The organism is Stenotrophomonas sp., assembly GCF_059505245.1.
Genome location: NZ_JCACKF010000027.1, coordinates 20,618 through 39,501 on the forward strand (window position 1 = coordinate 20,618; position 18,884 = coordinate 39,501).

Sequence of the window (18,884 nt, forward strand, 5' to 3'; positions counted from 1 at the left end):
TTCGTGCCGACCAAGGTCGGCACCTACCAGAGCGGCGTCATGGCGTCGGTGGGATCCGTGCCGCCCAAGGTCGGCACCTACCAGAGCGGCGTCATGGCGTCGGTGGGATTCGTGCCGACCAAGGTCGGCACCTACCAGAGCAGCGTCGTGGCGTCGGTGGGACTCGTGCCGACCAAGGTCGGCACCTACCCAAGGTTGCGGTTGTCACCAGTCCGCACGCAGGCCGATGTTGCCTTCGATGATGCGGCGCTTCTCGTTGCGGTCGCTGCCCAGTTCACGCGTGTAGTCGGCCACGGCATAGGCGCTGATCGTTCGGTTGAAACGCCCGACCACACCCACGCCGGCTTCCAGCGCGCGTGAGCGCTGCGAATTGACGATCACGTCGTTGTCGAAACGGATGCGGTCTTCACCAGAACGGCCATGCCAGTAATTGAGCTTGAAATACGGCTGCCAGCCGTTGTCGGCCAACTGGTAATCGCCCGCCAAGCGCAGGCCGATGCGGCCGGTCCAGGCGTTGTCGTTGTCGAAGCGCACGCTCGATATTTCATCGCGACGGTCATCCAGCGAAGTGCGCTGCCAGATCACCTGCACCTGCGGTTCCAGCCACCATGCGGACTGCCCCAAGTGCAGCAGCGGCTTGCCCGCCTCCACCGACACGCTGGTACCGTCGCCGCTCAGGCCGAAGCCGAGCCCACGCGAGGAACGCACGCGGCCGTCGTAGCAGCTCTGCATCGCCACGGCGTCGATGTAACCCCCACTGCTATCGGTGAAGGTCCAGTACAGGCCCACGTGCTTGTCATCCAGGCGGTTCTGGCCTACCTGCACGTTCTCCCAGCCCAGTGCCAGACCCGTGGTCTTGCCCTGCGCGCGGGTGCGGCCAACGAATACGCCGATCTGGTTGCGGTGGTTGTCAGACGCCGCAGCCCACACGTCGAGACCGGCCTGCAGGCCCATCACATCGCCATCGAAGCCCGGCTGCGCATCACCCTTCCAGTGGATCTCGCTGCTCTGCCCCACCAACCGGCCCCAGGCGGTGCGGACTGTGCCCTGGTTGTACAGCAGGCGCTGTTCGCCCTGCCGCTCGTGGAAGGTACCGAGGCTGGCCAGCGAGGTCTCGCGCAGCAGCGGTGGCACCACGGCGTAGGCGGCGGTCTCCACGCGGTACAGCGGCACCACCGCGCCTTCGGCCGGGCGTGCACCCGGCGTTGGCGGGGTGCCGGTACCGGGCAACGCACCGCCGGCCACCGGCACGTCCGGCACCGCCGGGTCGCTGGGCGGCGCCACCGGCGCCGGTTCCGGTGGCGGCGGTGGCGGCGCGGCCTCGCCGGCGGTCAGGTTCGGATCGGTAGCGCCTTCAGGCGGCGGCGGCGGTGCCGGGGTGATCGCCGGCGGCGGTGCGACCGGCGGCGTCAGGGGCGGTGGCGTGGCAGTGCCGCCGCCGTTGGGTGCCGGCGTTGGTCCGGTCACCAGCGTCGATCGCAGGTACCAGTTCTCGCTGGTGCCGGCGCTGACACCACCCTTGAACAGGAAGTACTCGTAGGCACCGGCTGCAACCGGTGCGAACAGCGAGAACGCGCCCGGCGCAGTGCGGCCACCATTCAAGGCCTGCACCACCAGGATGCCATCGGCCAGCGTGGCGGCGCCGCTGCCGCCGGCATTGAGCACGCCGATGCCGGTGGTACCGGTGGCGGTTCCGCCATCGATCACCAGGCGGTCGCTGCTGGAATTGTCCGCGCCCAGCACGGTACGCAGGTACAGGCCACCGCCGTCACCACGATAGTTGCCACGCACGGTGAACACGTCGCCTGCGCCGGTACCGGTCAGGTCGATGCGCCCGGCATTGACCATCTCCACCAGTGCACCACTGTTGAACGGACGGACTGCATGGCCGCCACTGCCTGCGTAGACGGTGCTGGTGTCATCCACCGTCAGCGTTCCGGTGCCGGTACTGCTGTCGCCCAGCACCAGGTCGCCATCAAAGGTCAGCTCGGTGCTGTTGGCCAGCCGCAGCGTCTCCCAGTTCTGGAAGCGGCCCACGCCGGCAGTCTTGACGTTGTGGAAGTTGAGCTGGTCGATGCCACCGCCACCGTCGAACAGCGGCACCGCCCCCAGGTTGCCCTGGTTGAGGTTGCCGAGGTTGGCGACGTCGCTGTCCGGCCCCATGTCGATCGCGCCGTAGACGATGCCGCCGCCATTCCAGTTGAAGGTGTCGTTGCCGGTACTGAGCAGTACCTGCCCGCGCACGGTGCCGTCGGTGATGGTCACGCTGTCGTTGCCGCCGCTGACGCTGATGTTGCCGCCGATGTAGGCGGTACCCGAGATGATGATGGTGTCGGTATCGAAGCCGGTCACCACGTTGCCGTCCACGGTGCCGCCGGACTGGTCCCACAGGTTCTTGTCCAGCTTCATGTTGACCCGGCCGATGCGGCCAGCGGTCATCCACGCCTGGTCACCATCCTCGAACGCACCGATGATGCGGCCACCGCTCATGCGGAAGGTATCGATGTTGTCGCCCTGCTGCAGCGCGCCGACCGTGCCGCCACTCATGACGAAATCATCGCGGCCACTGCCCTGCGCCACCACGCCGGTGACGGTGCCGCCGGTGACGGTCATCTGGTCATCGCCACTGCCCTGGTCGACGCTGTCGATCGTACCGTTGCCCAGCAGCAGCGCATCATTGCCATCGCCCTGCAGCACACTGCCGCTGATGCTGCCAGCCTGCATGTCCAGGCGATCATTGCCGGCACCGAACTGCACGCCGGTGCGCCCGCTGATCGTTCCGCGGTTGACCAGCACGCTGTCGCCCGCGCCGACGAACTGCAGGGCGGTGTTGTTGCCGGTGCTGATGCTGCCCGAGTTCTCGACGCGGCTGCCGCCACCGAGCTGGACCGCCACGCCGCCCACCGAACTGATCGTGCCCAGGTTGGACAACAGGTGCCCACCGGCCCCGACAAGCGAAATCGCGCTGCTGCCACCGCTTTGCTGCAGCTTCGCCGTGCTGGCGACAGTGACGGTGATGCCGGCGGCGCCATTGGCGGTGACGGGAACGGTCTGAGGGTTCGGCGCATTGGCATCGCAGGTGACCGTCTGGCCGGCGACGGGGGCGACGCTGTCACAGCCGGCCCAGGCGGCGCTGGCGGTCAACAGCATGACGGAGGGAACAGCCAAAGCCTGCAGTACGGAAACAGTGAGGCGGCGCATACGCACGGCGCGCGGGACGGCACGGGACATACAGCACTCCTGGACAGGGGATCAGGAACTGCGGATATGCGGTACTGCGAGCGAAGTCTGCGCCATGGTGAACGGTTTCGGCAGGTGAATTTGCGTGCCGATCATCACAGTTCAGATGCGAACTTGATCGGGCATCACCCCACCTCTACGTGCCTGAAATCGTTCATCTTTGCGGGGTCATGCCCATGCCTGGATGAGGTGGCCTCCCGGGTTGGGTCAGAGCCCTTTCCTGCGGAAAGGGATCCGACCCGGAGCCGTCAGATCTTCAGATAGATCTTCCGCCGGTCCAGCCACCACGCCACGCCCCACCACAGCGCGACGAACGCCAGCGCCTGCAGCATCGACGCCAGCTCGAGCGCGTGCGGCATCGCGGCGGCCAGTTGCTGCCAGATCCAGCCCCACGCGCCGGTCGCCATCAGCGCCACCGACATCACCGATGCGCCAAGATAGGCGGTAATTGCGTTGACCCCGAAACGGCGGCCCAGCGGCGGCCATCGCTTCTGGTCGATCAACACATGGCCCAGCCACAGCGCCAGCGCGGCCAGGCCGCCGGTCCACAGCACATAGCTGGGCGTCCACAGCTGCTTGTTCAACGGCAGCACCATGGCCAGCAGCAGCCCCAGCACGGCGGTTGCCACACCCAGGCCAGCCAATGCCGCCGCACGACCGTTGCGCAGCAGGCCACCGGCAATCAGGCCGAGCACGGTACTGGCCAGCGCACCCAGCGTGCTCAGCAATCCTTCCGGGTCATGGCCCAGTCCGGTATCGGCGTGCCACTGGTAGATCCACGGTGCGAACAGCATGGTGTCCAGGCGGCTGGCCGGGTTGGTCCATGGCGCCAGATCACCGATGCCCAGCAGCAGCACGGTGTAGCCCACCAGCAGCGTAACCAGCACGCCAGCCTGCACGCGCGGCCGCGCATACACCGCCAGAACACCCACCAACGCTGCGCACACCGCAATCCGCTGCAGCACGCCCCAGATGCGGAAGTGATGGGTATGCAGCGCCCACCAGATCAACAGGTGCAGCAACGCGCCGGCGAGCAGGATGCGCAGTGCACGCTCCAGCACCCCGCGCGCCAATGCTGGCCGTGCAGCGGCATCCAGCGCGCGCGGTGCCACGCTGAAGGCCATCGACACACCCACCAGGAACAGGAAGAACGGGAACACCAGGTCGGTGGGCGTGCAGCCATGCCATTCCGAGTGACGCAGCGGCGCGAACACCGCACTCCAGTCGCCCGGATTGTTGACCAGCAGCATCGCCGCCACGGTGATGCCGCGCAGGGCATCGATCGAGCCCAGACGGCGTGGCGGCATACTGTTCATCAGGCGGCCTCGTACTGTCCGGCAATCCAGGTACCACGGACCTGCAGGGCGTCGTCCAGCAGCACCAGGTCGGCCTGGTAGCCCTCGGCGATGTGGCCAAGGCGGTCGTCGACGTTGAGGAACTGCGCCGGATAGGTCGACGCCATGCGCGCCGCTTCGGCCAGCGGTTGGCCGAGCAGCTGCACGGTATTGCGCACGGCGGTGGCCATGTCCAGCGCCGAGCCGGCCAACGAACCGGCGGCATTGCGCACCACGCCATCGATGGCGGTGATGGTTTCGCCATACAGCACGTAGCTGGGATCGTCGGCTCCAACCGGCGGCATCGCATCGGTCACCAGCAGCAGGCGACCGCGCGGCTTGGCCGCCAACGCCACGCGAAGGCTGGCCGGGTGCACGTGAACGCCATCGACGATGATGCCGATCCAGCTGTCGCGGTCTTCCAGCGCAGCGCCCACCGCGCCGGGCTCACGCCCTTGCAACGGCGACATCGCGTTGTACAGATGGGTGAAGCCGCGCACGCCGGCATCCAGGCCGGCGCGGATCTCTTCGTAGGTGCCTGCAGTGTGCCCAGCAGCGACGATCACGCCACGCTCGACCAGCGCACGGATGGTCTCCAGCGGCACGCGCTCCGGCGCCAGCGTCAGCAGGGTCACGCCGTTATCCAGCGATGCGGCCAGCGCAATCTCCGCTTCGTCCGGCACGCGGAACTTGCTGGCATCATGCGTGCCCTTGCGCGCCGGCGCGATGTACGGGCCTTCCAGGTGGATGCCGATCACGCCCGGCACGCCCTGCGCAATGGCCTCGCGCATCGCACCGATGGCTTCGCGCATCACCGCCACGTCATCGCTGATCAGCGTCGGCAGCATCGCAGTGGTACCGAAGCGGCGGTGCGCCTGCGCGATAGTGCGCAGTGCCGCCACGTCCGGCGTGTTGTTGAACAGCGCGCCGCCGCCGCCATTGACCTGCACATCGATGAAGCCGGGCAGCAGCCAGCCGCCTCCCAGGTCCACCTGCTCGGCCGCGTGGCCCAGCTGGGGTGCTGCGTCGGGCAGCAGCGCGCTGATGCGACCGTCCTCGATCACCACCGCCAGGTCGTCGCGGAACTCATCGCCGGCCAGGATGCGGGCATTGCGCAGCACCGTCACCATCACACCGTCTCCGTAACCTTGTTCAGATGCGGCGGCAGGTCCGGGTTGAAGCCACGGCGCAGCGCCAGCGCATTGATGGCGCGATAGAAGCTCTGCACGGTCAAAAGCGGTGCGCACAGCGGATGCGGCGCGGCAGCCACCGGCAGGTTGCCGCCGGCACCGGCCATCCACACCTGCGCACCACGTGCGGTGAATTCATCGACCACCGCACGGGTACCGGCGCCGGTCTCGTCCGGCTGGGCGAAGGCCAGCACCGGGAAGCCACGGCCGACCAGCGCCATCGGGCCGTGCTTGACCTCGGCCGAGCTGTAGGCTTCGGCGTGCAGGCTGCAGGTTTCCTTGAACTTCAGCGCCGCTTCCTGCGCCGCACCCAGGCCCAGGCCGCGGCCGAGCACGAACAGGTTGGTGGCCTCGACCAGGCCCTCGGTCACCGCGCTCCAGTCGCACTGCCAGGCTTCACGCATCGCGTCCGGCAGCAGGTCCAGCGCCGCACGCAGGCTGCTGTCCTGCTTCCAGTACGCGGCCAGCTGCAGCAATGCGGCCAGCGAGGCCAGGTAGCTCTTGGTCGCTGCAACGCTCTTCTCGGGGCCGGCATGCAGCGGGATGACCGTGTCGGCCAACTGCGCCAGCGGTGAATCCTCGACGTTGACCAGCGCGATCACGCGCGCGCCGGCGGCCTTGGCCGCCTCGGCGTTGCGCAGCAGGTCCGGGCTCTTGCCCGACTGCGAGATGACGATGAACAGTGCGCCGCGCAGCTGCAATGGTGCGGCGTAGACCGAGCCCACTGATGGCGAGGCCGACGCGACCACCAGCCCCAGCTGGGTTTCCAGCAGGTACTTGCCATAGGTGGCGGCGTGGTCTGAGCTGCCGCGTGCACAGGTGACCACGAACGGCGGCGGCGCGGCACGCAGGCTGGCGGCCAGGGTTTCCAGGGTGGCGTGGTTTCGCGAGAACTGGCGGGCAACCACGTCGGCCGCTTCAGCGGCCTCGGCGAACATCAGGGTAGCGGTGGGGTCTGACAGCGACATGGCAGGCTCAGGCAGGATCGGAAGGAAGGGGGCGTGCGCCGGCCGGGCGCATCGGCGCGGTCGAACCGCGCACCACCAGCTGCGGCACGAAGCCCTGGTTGTGCAGCGGTGCCGGCGCATCGTCGTAGGCGTCGCTGCGCAGCTGCGCGATCAGCAGGCGCGCGGCATGGCGGGCGATGTCTTCGGTGGCCTGCTTGGCGGTGGTCAGCGGCGGCCACGACTGGCGCGAGAACGGGCTGTCCTCGAAACCGGCAATGGACAGGTCGTAGGGCACGTTCATGCCGGCCGACTTGGCGGCGGCCAGCACGCCGGCAGCGATTTCGTCGTTGGAACCGAAGATGGCGGTAGGCGGTTCGCGCAGCGCCAGCAGGCGGCGCGCGCCACGGAAACCGTCGTCGAAGGTGTAGTCGCCCTGCACCACCAGGTGCTTGTCCACGGTCATGCCGTAGTCCTTCAACGCGGCCTCATAACCGGCATAGCGTTCGCCCGAGGAGCGGTGCGAGCTGCCGCCCCAGAGGAAGCCGATGCGCTGGTGCCCCAGCTGGATCAGGTGTTCGGTGATCTCGTAGGCGGCCTCGCGGTCGTCGACGAACACGCAGGCACCGTCGGCCGGATCTTCGGTGGCCGCAATGATGCGCACCAGCTTGATGCCACGCGCGGTCAGCGCCTGGATCAGGTCGCGGCGCTCGGACATCGGTGCGGTCAGCACCAGCCCGGCCAGGCGCGAACGCTGCACCCAGTCAGCCAGTTCATCGGCCAGCAGCGGCGAACTGGAATCGCAGGGATGGATCTGCAGGCCGAACCCGGTCTCGCGGCAGGCGGCGAGCACGCCGTTCTGCACGCCGATGATGTGGTACGGGTTCGGGTTGTCGTAGACCAGCCCGATCACGAAGGTGGTGCCGCTGCGCAGGTTGCGCGCGGACGGATCGGGTTCGTAATCGAGCTCGGCGATGGCACGCAGCACCCGCGCGCGGGTGGCCTGCATCACCGAGGGCTCGTTGTTGATCACCCGCGATACCGTCTTCAGCGAGACCTTGGCCTTTTCGGCAACGTCCTTGATGGTCGCTCTGCGCATCGGTTTTTCCTGGGGTTGGCTGCCGTCCATCATCGCCGATCAGCTCCGGTCCTGCGGCAGGCCCACGCGGTGGCCCACCACCGAATAGAACAGGATGTACAGGTAGCAGGGCACCATCAGCAGCACGAAGGTCAGCTGGAAATCGATGTGCTGCTTGAGCAGGGCGAACAGCTGCGGAATGATCGCGCCACCGGCGATGCCCATCACCAGCAGGGCCGAACCGGTTTCGGTGAAGCGCCCCAGGCCGCGGATGGCCAGCGGGAAGATGGCCGGCCACATCATGGCGTTGGCAAAGCCCAGCAGGGCCACGAAGGCCACCGACACATAGCCGTGCGTTGCCCACGCGCCCAGGCAGAACACCACGCCCAGCACCGCCGAAATGGTCAGGTAGCGCGACTGCGACACCACCCGCGGAATCACCAGCAGGCCGACCACGTAACCGACCAGCATCGCGCCCAGGGTGAAGGCGGTGAACATCTTGGTCTCGTCCAGCGGCAGGTTGAAGCCATGGCCGTAGGTGCCGATGGCATCACCGGCCATCACTTCCACGCCCACGTACACGAACAGGCACAGCACGCCCAGCCACAGGTGCGGGAACTGGAAGATGCTGCGGCGCTCGACCGCACCGGCGGCCACCGGCGTAGCGTTGGCTTCGGACGATTTGATTTCCGGCAGCGGCGAGAACAGGATCGCCACCGCCAACACCACCAGCAGCGCCGCCATGGCCAGGTACGGGGCATGGATCTTGGCGGCGAACTGGTTCAGCAGCACGGCTTTGGTCGCGGCATCGGCCGCCTGCACCTGCACGTCCAGATCGCCAATGCCATGCAGCACCACCGTGCCGATCAGGATCGGCGCCAGGATGCCGGCGATCTTGTTGCAGATGCCCATCAACGCGATGCGCCGCGCCGCCGTTTCGATCGGCCCAAGGATCGAGATGTACGGGTTGATGGCCGTCTGCAGCAGGGCCAGGCCGCTGCCGATCACGAACAGGCCGCCCAGTGCGCCGGGGTACCAGCGCTGGGTGGCGAATTCGCCGAACAGTGCCGCGCCACCGGCCATCACCAGCAGGCTCAGGCTCAGGCCCTTCTTCATGCCGGTACGGCGCAGGATCCACGACGAGGGCAGCGCCAGGAAGAAGTAGGACAGGTAGAACACCATCAGCACCAGGAAGGCGCCGACCTCGCTGAGCTCGAAGGCGAGCTTGACGAAGGTGATCAACGGGCCGTTGAGCCAGGTGAAGAAGCCGATCAGGAAGAACAACACGCCGACGATGGCGATGGAGGTGGCCACGTTCGGGCGCGCGCTTGCAGCGGGGACGGCGGACATCAGGAGGGCTCCTGCGGCGACAGCCGCAGAACGCGGCGTCGGAGAGTGGCTGGGAACAACGTTGTCACATTCTTTCGGTGGACAACGGCGGTTTGTCAACTTCCATGCACGCCCCTTCAACCTCGTGCTGCACTGCGCAAGTCGATTGCGGTGCTCCGCGCTGATGCGCGCCAGGCCTAGAGCCCCATGCAGCAACGGTTCCCACGTGAAACCCGCACTCACGCCATGTAAACGTTTACTGCCTGTCGCATTCGTTGCGGCGCAGCAACGAAAGTGTCACGAACTCGTTGACATCGTTGTCAGCGCGGTTACAGACTCCGCCCCAATCGCTGCCCCCGATCCCGGGGCCAGCCCCACCTGCAGCAGGAGCCCGCGTGACCGCCAGCCACCCCGCCCCGTCGCATGTCCTGTCCCGCGTCGCGCCCTCGTTCCTGGCCGCGGACGTCGGTGGCACCCATGTGCGCGTGGCCCGGGTCCAGGCCAGCGGTGACACCGCCCATCCGGTGCAGGTGCTGGAATACCGCAAGTACCGCAACGCCGACCATGCCGGCCTCAGCGCGATCCTGTCCGACTTCCTCGGCGAAGGCCCGCGGCCCACGCATTGTGTGGTCGCCAGCGCCGGCTACGCCCGCGAGGACGGCACGGTGATCACCGCCAACCTGCCGTGGCCGCTGTCGGCACGCCAGGTGGAGGCCGATGTCGGCCTGCAGCGGGTCTACATCGTCAATGACTTCGAAGCGGTGGCCTATGCCGCCGCGCAGGTGGACGCCAGTGGCGTGCTGCACCTGTGCGGGCCGGACACCGCTGCGCGTGGCCCGACCCTGGTGGTCGGTCCCGGCACCGGCCTCGGCGCCGCGCTGTGGATCCCCACTGCGCACGGCCCGGTGGTGCTGCCGACGGAAGCCGGCCAGCCGACCCTGGCCGCCAGCACCGAACTGGAAATGGCCATCGTCCGCCACATGCAGCGCGACCGCGCGCACGTGTCGATCGAGCATGCGATCTCCGGCCCGGGCCTGATGAACCTGTACCGCGCGGTGTGCGCGCTGCAGGGGCAGGCACCGACGCTGGCCAGCCCCGATGCGGTCACCGCCGCCGCCATGGCCGATACCGATGCACACGCGCGCCAGGCGCTGGATGTGTTCTGCGGCCTGCTCGGCAGCACCATCGGCGACATGGCCCTGTTCTATGGTGCCCACGGTGGCGTCTACCTGGCCGGCGGCATCCTGCCGCAGATCCGCGAATACCTGCACGCCAGCACCTTCGTCGAGCGCTACCTGCAGAAGGGGCCGATGGGCGAAGCACTGGCACGCATCCCGGTGAAGGTCGTCGAACACGGCCAGCTGGGCGTGGTCGGCGCTGCCAGCTGGTACCTGCAGCAGCAGTCGGCCGCCTGACACCGCAACAGGCTTCAACGCAATCGCAGCACGCAGTACGTGGCACGCCAACGCACGGGACTTCGCCGCCGCCCCGCGCATGTCATCGCAACCGTTATCGAACACCGCCGCCGGCATCCAATCGAGTGATGAGGAGAGACATCATGAATACCCGCAAGACCCTGCTTTCGGCCGCCATCGTCAGCTGCATCGCCTTCAGTGCGCACGCGCAGCAGGCTGCCCCGACCGCCACCGACCTGGACACCGTGACCGTTACCGGCATCCGTGGCTCGATGGAAAAATCGCTGGACACCAAGCGCGAAGCCAATGCGCGCGTGGAAGTGGTCACCGCCGAGGACGTGGGCAAGCTGCCGGCGCACAACGTCGCCGACACCCTGCAGCGCCTGCCGGGCGTCAACATCAGCTCGTCCAGCGCCGATGAAGGCGGTTTCGACGAAGCCGACCGTGTCAGCCTGCGCGGCACCAGCCCGAGCCTGACCCAGACCCTGATCAACGGCCACACCGTCGGTTCGGCCGACTGGTTCGTGCTCAGCCAGGGCAACAACGTTGGCCGCAGCGTCAGCTACTCGCTGCTGCCGTCCGAACTGGTCAGCTCGGTGGAAGTGAACAAGTCCTCGCAGGCCAAGCTGCAGGACGGCGGCACCACCGGTACCGTCAACATCATCACCCGCAAGCCACTGGAATTCTCCAAGCCGTTCACCGCGGAAGGCTCGATCGGCCTGGTGCGCTCGGACCAGGCCAAGTCGAACGACCCGCAATATTCGGCGCTGTTCAACTACAAGAACGACGAAGGCACCTTCGGCGTGATGGTGCAGGGCTTCAGCCAGAAGCGCGAACTGCGCCGTGAAGCGCAGGAAATCCCGGGTGGCTTCTTCAAGATCGGCGCAAACGATCCGGTCGCCAGGACCAATCCGGACCTGATCGGCGTCAACGTTCCGGGCCTGCTGGGTTCGACCCTTTTCGAACAGACCCGCGAGCGCAAGGGCGGCCTGGTCTCGCTGCAGTTCAAGCCGAGCGACAGCCTCACCCTCGGCCTCAATGGTTTCAGCTCCGAGCTGAAGGCGAACAACTACAACCGCAACTTCATGATGTTCGGCAACAGCTTCGCCAAGTCGCAGGCGCCGGATCCGGGCTATGTGGTCAAGGACGGCGTGCTGACCAACGCCAACTACAAGGGCGTGCCCGGCACCGACTATGCGGTGTACGACATGATCTACCGCGAGTCGAAGGCCAAGTCGAGCTATGTCACCTTCGATGCCGACTGGCAGATCAGCGACAGCCTGACCGCCAAGTTCCAGGCCGGCAGCACCAAGGGTACCGGCGAGACGCCGCGCCAGTACATCGCCGAGGTCACCCTGGCCAACGGCGGCGGCGCCAGCTGGGCTACCCACGGCAATGGCTCGCCGATCGACTGGAACGTCGGCGGCGACATCTCGCCCAACGGCGTGACCAGCTTCGGCACCTGGGGCAACCAGCAGGTCACCGCTGAAGACAAGGAGAAGTGGGCCACGCTCGACTTCAACCAGTACTTCAACGATGGCGGCGTGCTGAGCTCGATCGACTTCGGCCTGCGTTTCGCCGACCACAAGCGCGAAGCGCTGTCGCCGGAAGGTGCAACCCCGGGTGACATCTGGAGCGCGCTGAAGAACGGTGCGACGGCCAACTATCCCAGCGGCTTTGCCGGTGACATCGGCGGCACCTTCCCGCGCAACCTCTGGTACTTCACCCCGGGCGCGCTGAAGGACGCGGTGACCAACAACTCCACCTGGCTGGCCGGCAATGATGGCCCGACCGGTCGCCACAACTATGGCGCCGAGTGGAAGGTGAAGGAAAAGAACTTCGCCGGCTACGTGCAGGCCAACTTCCGCGGCGACTGGTGGAGCGGCAACGTCGGCCTGCGCTACGTCAACATCAAGCAGGACATCGACACCTACAACGCCGTCAGCAAGGCCGCCGATGCCGATGTCAGCAGCCTGTTCGGCATGTGGGAGCGCCTGGCCTTCCAGAACAAGCGCAACCGCGTATTGCCCAGCGCCAACATCAAGTTCGACCTGGACGACTCGCTGGTGCTGCGCGTCGCCGCCTCGCAGACCCAGACCCTGCCGGACTACTCGGCACTGGGTGCCTCCTCGTACGGTTCGGACCTGAACCGCACCGGCGGCGGTGGCAATCCGAACCTCAAGCCGACCCTGTCGACCAACCTGGACGCCAACCTGGAGTGGTACTTCATGCCGCGCGGCCTGCTGTCGGTGGGCGCGTACCACATGGACCTGAAGGACTACATCGCCTTCGACGTGGTCTCGCGCCAGCTGTACAGCGAACTGACCAACCAGCTTGAGACCTACCAGATCTCCACCCCGATCAATGCCGACGGCAAGGTCACCGGCGTGGAAGTGGCCTACGAACAGCCGATCGGCGAGTACTTCGGCGTCAATGCCAATTACACCTACGCCAACGGCACCACCTCGCACACCTGGTCGGACGGCTCGCACAACCTGCTGGGCACCTCGAAGAACACCTACAACGTGGGTGCCTACTTCGAGAACGAGCGCTTTGGCGCCCGCGTCAGCTATACCCGCCGTTCCTCGTTCCTGATCAGCCTGTCGGGCACCAATCCGTACTACCAGGATGACTTCGGCACGCTGTCGGCGTCGCTGAGCTACAAGGCCACCGACTGGCTGAGCATCACCCTGGATGGCCTGAACCTCAACAACCCGACCTACAAGTACTACCAGACTGCGGCCATCCCGACCTCGTTCTACAGCAACGGTCGCCAGTACTACCTCAACTTCCGCTTCAAGTACTGATCCAGCGGCGGCAACATCGCCGAGTCGTGCACGCACGCCGGGCCTGGGTCATTCCGGGCCCGGCGTTTTTCATGTATAGCGTTCATCGCACCGTTCCAAGGAGTCGTACCGATGGTCAAGCCTTCCCGCGCCCGGATGCGCAGCGCAGTGCTGCTGGGCAGCCTGCTCGCCCTGTTGCCGGCACTGCCGGCACTTGCCGCCGACCCCATGCCGGCCGCTGAGGCACCCGGCCCGCAGCTGCGTGCCGGCAGCCTGATGCTGATTCCCGCCCCCAGCAATGTGCAGCCTGGCCAGGGCAGCGGCATCACCGTGCGCGCCGATACCGTGCTGCAGGCCGAAGGCGAGGCCGCACAGCGCGTCGCCAGCCAGTTCGCCGACCTGCTGGCGCGCAGTGGCGGCCCGCGCCTGGGGCCGGCCAAGGGCAAGGCGGCGGCCAGGACCGGTGGCATCCGCTTCCAGATCGTGCCCACCTTCCGCGACAGCGGCGAGGGCTACACGCTGGAAAGCACCGCACAGGGCGTAGTGGTACAGGCCGGCAACGAAACCGGCCTGTTCTACGGCGCAACCACCCTCGCCCAGCTCGCCACCGGCGGCAGCAACGGCGTGCTGCCAGCGGTGCAGATCCAGGACGCGCCACGCTTCAGCTGGCGCGGTTTCATGCTCGACTCGGCGCGGCATTTCCAGAGCCTGGACGAGATCAAGCGCGTGCTCGACGCAATGGCCGCGCACAAGCTCAACACCTTCCATTGGCACCTGACCGATGACCAGGGTTGGCGCATGGAGATCAAGCGCTATCCGAAGCTGACCGGAGTGGGCAGCTGCCGCCTGCCGGCCGGCGACGGTGGCATCGATCCGGTCACTGGCAAGGAGCATCCGTATTGCGGCTTCTACACGCAGGACCAGATCCGCGAAGTGATTGCCTATGCCGCGAAGCTGCATATCCAGGTGATTCCGGAAATCGATGTGCCGGGGCACGCGACCGCAGCGATTGCCGCATACCCGGAAGTGGGTTCGATCAATACCCCGCTGAAGCCGATCAGCGAATGGGGCGTGTTCCCGAACCTGTTCAACGTGGAAGACAGTACTGTCACCTTCCTCGAGAACGTACTGGAGGAAGTGATCGAACTGTTCCCGGCCAAGTACGTGCACGTCGGCGGCGACGAGGCGGTCAAGGACCAGTGGGAAGCCTCCAGGCAGGTCCAGCAGCGCATGCGTGCGCTGGGCATCAAGGATGAAATGGCCATGCAGAGCCACATCATCAAGCGCCTGGAGACCTTTCTGGAGGAGCACGACCGGCGCCTGATCGGCTGGGATGAAATCCTTGAAGGCGGGCTGCCGCCGCAGGCCACGGTGATGTCCTGGCAGGGCACCGAAGGTGGCCTGGCCGCGGCCAGTGCTGGCCATGACGTGGTCATGTCGCCGGTGGGCTACCTCTATCTGGATTACCTGCAGACGGCCTCGCCGAACGAACCGCCGGGCCGCCCGGCCCAGGTCAACCTCGGCAAGCTGTACAACTTCGAGCCCGTGCCGGCCGAGCTGGCCGCTGACAAGCGCGGGCACATCCTCGGCCTGCAGGCCAACATGTTCACCGAACACACGCGCACCTATGCGCGCCTGCAGCACAACCTGTTCCCACGCCTGGCCGCGGTGGCCGAGACCGGCTGGAGCACGCCGGAGCATCGCGACTTCCGCGATTTCCTCGCGCGCCTGCCCGCGCAGCTGCAACGCTACCGCGCCTGGGGCCTGGCCTACGCGCAGACCCCGTTCGAAGTGGGCGTGGACTACACCGACAACCGCGCCGCCAACGCGGTGACCGTGTCGCTGGCCAACCCGCTGGGCTATGAGGTGCGCTACAGCACCGATGGCCAGCCGGTGACGGCGCAGTCGCCGCTGTACCAGCAGCCGCTGACCAGTACGCTGCCGACCACGGTGCAGGCCGCCGCGTTCTACCAGGGCCAGATGCTGGCGGCGAAGCCGACGGTCGCGGACTTCAGTGCGCAATCGCTGCTCAGCCGCCGCAGTGACGAACTGCTCAGCTGCGTAGGCAAGAAGGGGCTGGTGCTGCGCCTGGAAGACGATGGCCCGCGCGAGGGAAACCGCGCAGTGTTCAACGTGGACATCTTCCAGCCATGCTGGCGCTGGCCACAGGCACAGCTGGACGGCATCGGCAGCGTGGAAGTCCGCGCGGGGCGTATTCCGTACTACTTCCAGCTGGCCCACGACGAGCCCAAGCGTCGCTTCGAGAAGGCCAAGCGTGCGCATGGCGAGATGCTGGTGCGTCGCGGCGACTGCAGCGGCAAGGTGCTGGCCGAAGTGCCGCTGCCGGCCACGCCGGATGCCGATGGCTTCGTGACGCTGCGTGCGACGCTGCCGAAGGGCTCCCAGGGCACCGGTGACCTGTGCATCAACTTCACCGGCGACACGCGCCCGGCGATGTGGGTGCTGGATGAGGTCACGCTCAGGTAGGTGCCAACCTTGGTTGGCGCTTTGCGGCCGGATCCACGCATGGCGTGGATCTACTGTAGAGCCGAGCCCATGCTCGGCTGCCTTTGGGAGGAAGCCGAGCATGGGCTCGGCTCTACAGGAACCTTACCCGCGCCAGCGCAGCAGCAGATCGCGCAGCGGGGTCAGTGCCGTAGCCAGGCCGGCCAGCACGCCGATCGTGTTGGCCAGCGCGTCCATCGGATCGGCCATGCGGTCATCGGTCAATGCGCCCTGCGCGAACTCGATGCCGATCCCCATCAGCACCAGGCCCACGCCCACACACAGCAGCGGACGTCCGTGCCGGAACAGCTGTACCGCGCTGCCAGCCAGGATGAAATAGGCGAGGAAGTGCTCACCCTTGTCGCCGTTTTCCGGCAACGGAATCGGTGGCGGTGGGATCAGGCAGACCACGATCACCAGCAGCACCGCGCTGAACCACAGTGCGGCCCACAGCCGCGGCCGCCGCAGCGGCTTGATCAGCGGCAGTGCATCGCTCACAGGCGCCAGCTCAGGTCACCCAGCTCGAAGGCGGGCTCGAAGTCGACGCCGCGCTGCAGGCCGATCGCCTGGAAGCGCTCCCCCATCTCGGTCGGCAGGGTCAGCTTCTTCACCTGGTCGCGCAGCTGGATGCGGCCGACCTCATCAGTGCGCTCCTCGGCCAGCGACAGCACCTGGTCCAGGCCGTTGCCGAGCAGGAAGCTGGCCTGGCTGCAGTAGCCCGCCAGCTCGAAACCGCCGTGCATGCCGGCCTCGGCCATCGCGGTGAAATCCACCGACGCGGTGATGTCCTGCAGCCCCGGCCAGCGGTGCACGTCGTTGTGCACGTGGTGGCGGTAGAACGCGCGTACGGTGCCCTCATCGCGGTCGTGCTGGTAGAACTCGCCACGGTTGTAACCGTAGTCGATGAACAGCATCGCACCGCGCCGCAGGCCGCCCGCCACCGCCTGCAACCAGTACGGCAGCTGCGGCAGCACCTCGGAACGGTAGCCCTCGGCGAAGGGGCGCTCCAGGTAGCGCTCGATGTGGCGCACCGCACCGTTGAGCAGGATGTCGGCCGGCTGCGCACCACGGATGAAGTTGCCTTCGGCGTCCAGTTCCACGGTTTCCTCGTAGACCTCGCCATCCCGGATCAGGAAGCGCGGCGTCGGCAGCGCGTCGATCACTTCGTTGGCAAACACCACGCCCTCCCAGTCCTCTTCGAACGGGCGATCGACCCAGTCCACGCGTGCGGCCAGCTCGGCCGGCAGGTTCTGCTGCAGGCGCTGTTGCTGGCGCTCGCGCAGGTCGGCGCTGGGTTCGAGGATGGCGTAGCGCGACGGCAGCGCGTCCAGCTCGGCCAGGCGCAGCAGCACCGCTTCGGCGAAGGCGCCGGTACCACCGCCCAGTTCCAGCATCCGCGCCTGCGTACCCAGCTGGGCGAACACCGGCGCCAGCGCGTTGGCCACGCTGCCGGCGAACAGGCTGCCGAGCTCGGGCGCGGTGGTGAAGTCGCCACTGCCGCCGAATTTGCTGGCGCCGGCGCTGTAATAGCCCCAGCCGGGGGTGTACAGGCACAGCTCCATGAAGCGGGAGAACGGCATTGCCCCGCCCTGCGCAAGGATTTCGGCGCGCAGGGCAGCGGCCAGCTGGTCGCTGTGGGCCAGGGCATCGGCTTCGGGCAGGGGGAAGGTGGGCTGCATGGCGTCTTCGAATGCGGTGACAATGGTGCACAGGATAGCCGAGCCTTGGAGGACCCTCGATGAGCGATACCCACCCCGTGGTCCTGATCACCGGCAGCGCGCGCCGGATCGGTGCGGCCATCGCCCGCCAGTTCCACGCCTGTGGCTGGTCGGTGGTGCTGCACGCCAACACCTCCAGCGCCGAGCTGCAGCAGGCTGCGTTCGATTTCGACAACGTGCGCCCGGGCAGCGTGCTGGCCCTGCAGGCCGACCTGCGTGACGCCGACGCCCTGGCCGATCTGGTCGAACAGGCCGTCACCCACTTCGGCCGCCTGGACGCGCTGGTCAACAACGCCTCCAACTTCTTCCCCACCCCGCTCGGCCAGGTCACCGCCGAGGCGATGGACGCGCTGTATGCGGTCAATGCACGCGCGCCGCTGCTGCTGTCACAGGCGGCAGCGCCCTACCTGCGCCGCCAGCAGGGCTGCATCGTCAACCTCACCGACCTGCACGGCACCGACCCGATGCGTGACCACATCGCCTACACCATGGCCAAGGCCGCGCTGGAGATGGCAACGCGCGCGCTGGCGCTGGAGCTGGCGCCGAAGGTGCGGGTCAATGCAGTAGCGCCGGGTGCGATCCTGTGGCCGGAACAGGGCAAGGATGATTTCGCCCGCGAGGCGCTGCTGGCACGCACGCCTTTGGCGCGGATCGGCACCGTCGAGGAGATCGCCGAGGCGGTGTACTGGCTGGTGGCCGAGGCCAGCTTCGTCACCGGCCACACCCTGCGCGTGGATGGCGGGCGTACGGTCAGCTGAAAGGTTGCCGGGGTCCACAACGGGGTCAGATCCCTTTTCCCGGCGGGAAAAGGGATCTGACCCCGTCACTCCAGATCCACCACCTCGAACGCCTCGCCAAACTGCGGGTGCGCGCGCCACAGCGTGGCCAGGTCCTGGCCGCTGACCGGGTCGATGAAGCCCGGCGCGATGTCGGCCAGCGGCTTCAGCACGAACGCGTGCTTCAGCTCCGGCCGCGGGATGCGCAGGTGCCCCGGGCCTTCCAGCACCAGGTCGCCATAGAACACCACGTCGATGTCCAGGGTCCGGTCGGAGAAGCGCGGCCCGCTGCGGTCGCGACCGTGCGCGTCTTCCAGCGCGTGCAGCCAGTCGTCCAGCTCCTGCAGCGGCAGATCGGTCTCGATCGCCACCGCATTGTTGAGGAAGGCCGGGCCATCGAAGCCGACCGCGGCGGTACGGTAGGCCGGCGATACCTGCAGCGCGCCGAAGCGCTCGCGCAGGGCCGCCACCGCGGCGTGGAGGTAGCGGCGGGGCTGGACATTGCTGCCCAGGCTCAGGAGCACGGTCGTCATGCGGTTCAGGTGGCAGCAATGGGGGCGTGGACATGC

General features: G+C 67.3%; 13 protein-coding genes. 4 read left to right on the top strand and 9 right to left on the bottom strand.

Translation table 11 applies throughout. The features are described from left to right. Positions 1-204: 204 nt before the first annotated feature. The 6 genes from AC5JLE_RS11255 to AC5JLE_RS11280 form a co-directional block, all read right to left on the bottom strand. Positions 205-3,231, bottom strand: coding sequence for an autotransporter family protein (locus AC5JLE_RS11255; protein ID WP_496065310.1), 3,027 nt, complete (start codon positions 3,229-3,231; stop codon positions 205-207). A 257-nt stretch (positions 3,232-3,488) separates the two neighbouring features. After that, positions 3,489-4,556 carry an acyltransferase family protein gene (locus tag AC5JLE_RS11260; RefSeq protein ID WP_496065311.1) on the bottom strand — a complete coding sequence of 356 codons (1,068 nt, stop codon included), beginning with the start codon at positions 4,554-4,556 and terminating at the stop codon, positions 3,489-3,491. Next, the gene (gene nagA / locus AC5JLE_RS11265) at positions 4,556-5,704 is read right to left on the bottom strand and encodes an N-acetylglucosamine-6-phosphate deacetylase (RefSeq protein ID WP_032957342.1); all 1,149 of its coding nucleotides are present in this window, start codon (positions 5,702-5,704) and stop codon (positions 4,556-4,558) included. The genes AC5JLE_RS11260 and nagA overlap by 1 nt, the downstream gene beginning before the upstream one ends. After that, positions 5,704-6,732, bottom strand: coding sequence for an SIS domain-containing protein (locus AC5JLE_RS11270; protein ID WP_014648419.1), 1,029 nt, complete (start codon positions 6,730-6,732; stop codon positions 5,704-5,706). Before AC5JLE_RS11270 ends, nagA begins: the two co-directional genes overlap by 1 nt. 7 nt (positions 6,733-6,739) lie before the next feature. Continuing rightward, positions 6,740-7,807: a LacI family DNA-binding transcriptional regulator gene (locus AC5JLE_RS11275; protein ID WP_005411045.1), complete on the bottom strand. Its 1,068-nt coding sequence runs from the start codon at positions 7,805-7,807 to the stop codon at positions 6,740-6,742. Between the two features lie 39 nt (positions 7,808-7,846). Continuing rightward, on the bottom strand, positions 7,847-9,136 hold the full coding sequence (locus AC5JLE_RS11280) for a sugar MFS transporter (RefSeq protein ID WP_014648421.1): 1,290 nt from the start codon (positions 9,134-9,136) through the stop codon (positions 7,847-7,849). Between the two features lie 374 nt (positions 9,137-9,510). On the opposite strand from AC5JLE_RS11280, the gene AC5JLE_RS11285 reads away from it, so the two are divergent. The 3 genes from AC5JLE_RS11285 to AC5JLE_RS11295 all read left to right on the top strand — a co-directional run bounded on the left by AC5JLE_RS11285 (position 9,511) and on the right by AC5JLE_RS11295 (position 15,803). Then, positions 9,511-10,530: a glucokinase family protein gene (locus tag AC5JLE_RS11285; protein ID WP_100450617.1), complete on the top strand. Its 1,020-nt coding sequence runs from the start codon at positions 9,511-9,513 to the stop codon at positions 10,528-10,530. 143 nt (positions 10,531-10,673) lie between these two features. Beyond that, a complete protein-coding gene (locus tag AC5JLE_RS11290) occupies positions 10,674-13,337 on the top strand; it encodes a TonB-dependent receptor (protein WP_227864574.1) in 2,664 nt (887 codons plus the stop codon). 111 nt (positions 13,338-13,448) lie between these two features. Next, a complete protein-coding gene (locus AC5JLE_RS11295; RefSeq protein WP_496065312.1) occupies positions 13,449-15,803 on the top strand; it encodes a beta-N-acetylhexosaminidase in 2,355 nt (784 codons plus the stop codon). A 123-nt stretch (positions 15,804-15,926) separates the two neighbouring features. On the opposite strand, the gene AC5JLE_RS11300 is transcribed toward AC5JLE_RS11295, so the two are convergent. After that, the gene (locus AC5JLE_RS11300; protein ID WP_481479375.1) at positions 15,927-16,319 is read right to left on the bottom strand and encodes a VanZ family protein; all 393 of its coding nucleotides are present in this window, start codon (positions 16,317-16,319) and stop codon (positions 15,927-15,929) included. Then, the gene (locus AC5JLE_RS11305) at positions 16,316-17,500 is read right to left on the bottom strand and encodes a class I SAM-dependent methyltransferase (protein ID WP_496065313.1); all 1,185 of its coding nucleotides are present in this window, start codon (positions 17,498-17,500) and stop codon (positions 16,316-16,318) included. The genes AC5JLE_RS11300 and AC5JLE_RS11305 overlap by 4 nt, the downstream gene beginning before the upstream one ends. Positions 17,501-17,559: 59 nt before the next feature. On the opposite strand from AC5JLE_RS11305, the gene AC5JLE_RS11310 reads away from it, so the two are divergent. After that, entirely contained in the window at positions 17,560-18,297 is a 738-nt protein-coding gene (locus tag AC5JLE_RS11310; protein WP_014648427.1) for a pteridine reductase, read from the top strand. A gap of 65 nt (positions 18,298-18,362) precedes the next feature. Here the strand turns inward: AC5JLE_RS11310 and folK are convergent, their stop codons facing one another. After that, positions 18,363-18,848, bottom strand: coding sequence for a 2-amino-4-hydroxy-6-hydroxymethyldihydropteridine diphosphokinase (folK, locus tag AC5JLE_RS11315; RefSeq protein WP_014648428.1), 486 nt, complete (start codon positions 18,846-18,848; stop codon positions 18,363-18,365). Positions 18,849-18,884 lie beyond the last annotated feature (36 nt).

Bases quoted from the DNA above. Each gene is read 5' to 3' on its own strand.
- folK (WP_014648428.1), bottom strand. From the start codon at position 18,848: ATGACGACCGTGCTCCTGAGCCTGGGCAGCAATGTCCAGCCCCGCCGC.
- AC5JLE_RS11280 (WP_014648421.1), bottom strand. From the start codon at position 9,136: ATGTCCGCCGTCCCCGCTGCAAGCGCGCGCCCGAACGTGGCCACCTCC.
- AC5JLE_RS11260 (WP_496065311.1), bottom strand. From the start codon at position 4,556: ATGAACAGTATGCCGCCACGCCGTCTGGGCTCGATCGATGCCCTGCGC.
- AC5JLE_RS11310 (WP_014648427.1), top strand. From the start codon at position 17,560: ATGAGCGATACCCACCCCGTGGTCCTGATCACCGGCAGCGCGCGCCGG.
- AC5JLE_RS11305 (WP_496065313.1), bottom strand. From the start codon at position 17,500: ATGCAGCCCACCTTCCCCCTGCCCGAAGCCGATGCCCTGGCCCACAGC.
- AC5JLE_RS11275 (WP_005411045.1), bottom strand. From the start codon at position 7,807: ATGCGCAGAGCGACCATCAAGGACGTTGCCGAAAAGGCCAAGGTCTCG.
- AC5JLE_RS11295 (WP_496065312.1), top strand. From the start codon at position 13,449: ATGGTCAAGCCTTCCCGCGCCCGGATGCGCAGCGCAGTGCTGCTGGGC.
- nagA (WP_032957342.1), bottom strand. From the start codon at position 5,704: ATGGTGACGGTGCTGCGCAATGCCCGCATCCTGGCCGGCGATGAGTTC.
- AC5JLE_RS11270 (WP_014648419.1), bottom strand. From the start codon at position 6,732: ATGTCGCTGTCAGACCCCACCGCTACCCTGATGTTCGCCGAGGCCGCT.
- AC5JLE_RS11290 (WP_227864574.1), top strand. From the start codon at position 10,674: ATGAATACCCGCAAGACCCTGCTTTCGGCCGCCATCGTCAGCTGCATC.
- AC5JLE_RS11255 (WP_496065310.1), bottom strand. From the start codon at position 3,231: ATGTCCCGTGCCGTCCCGCGCGCCGTGCGTATGCGCCGCCTCACTGTT.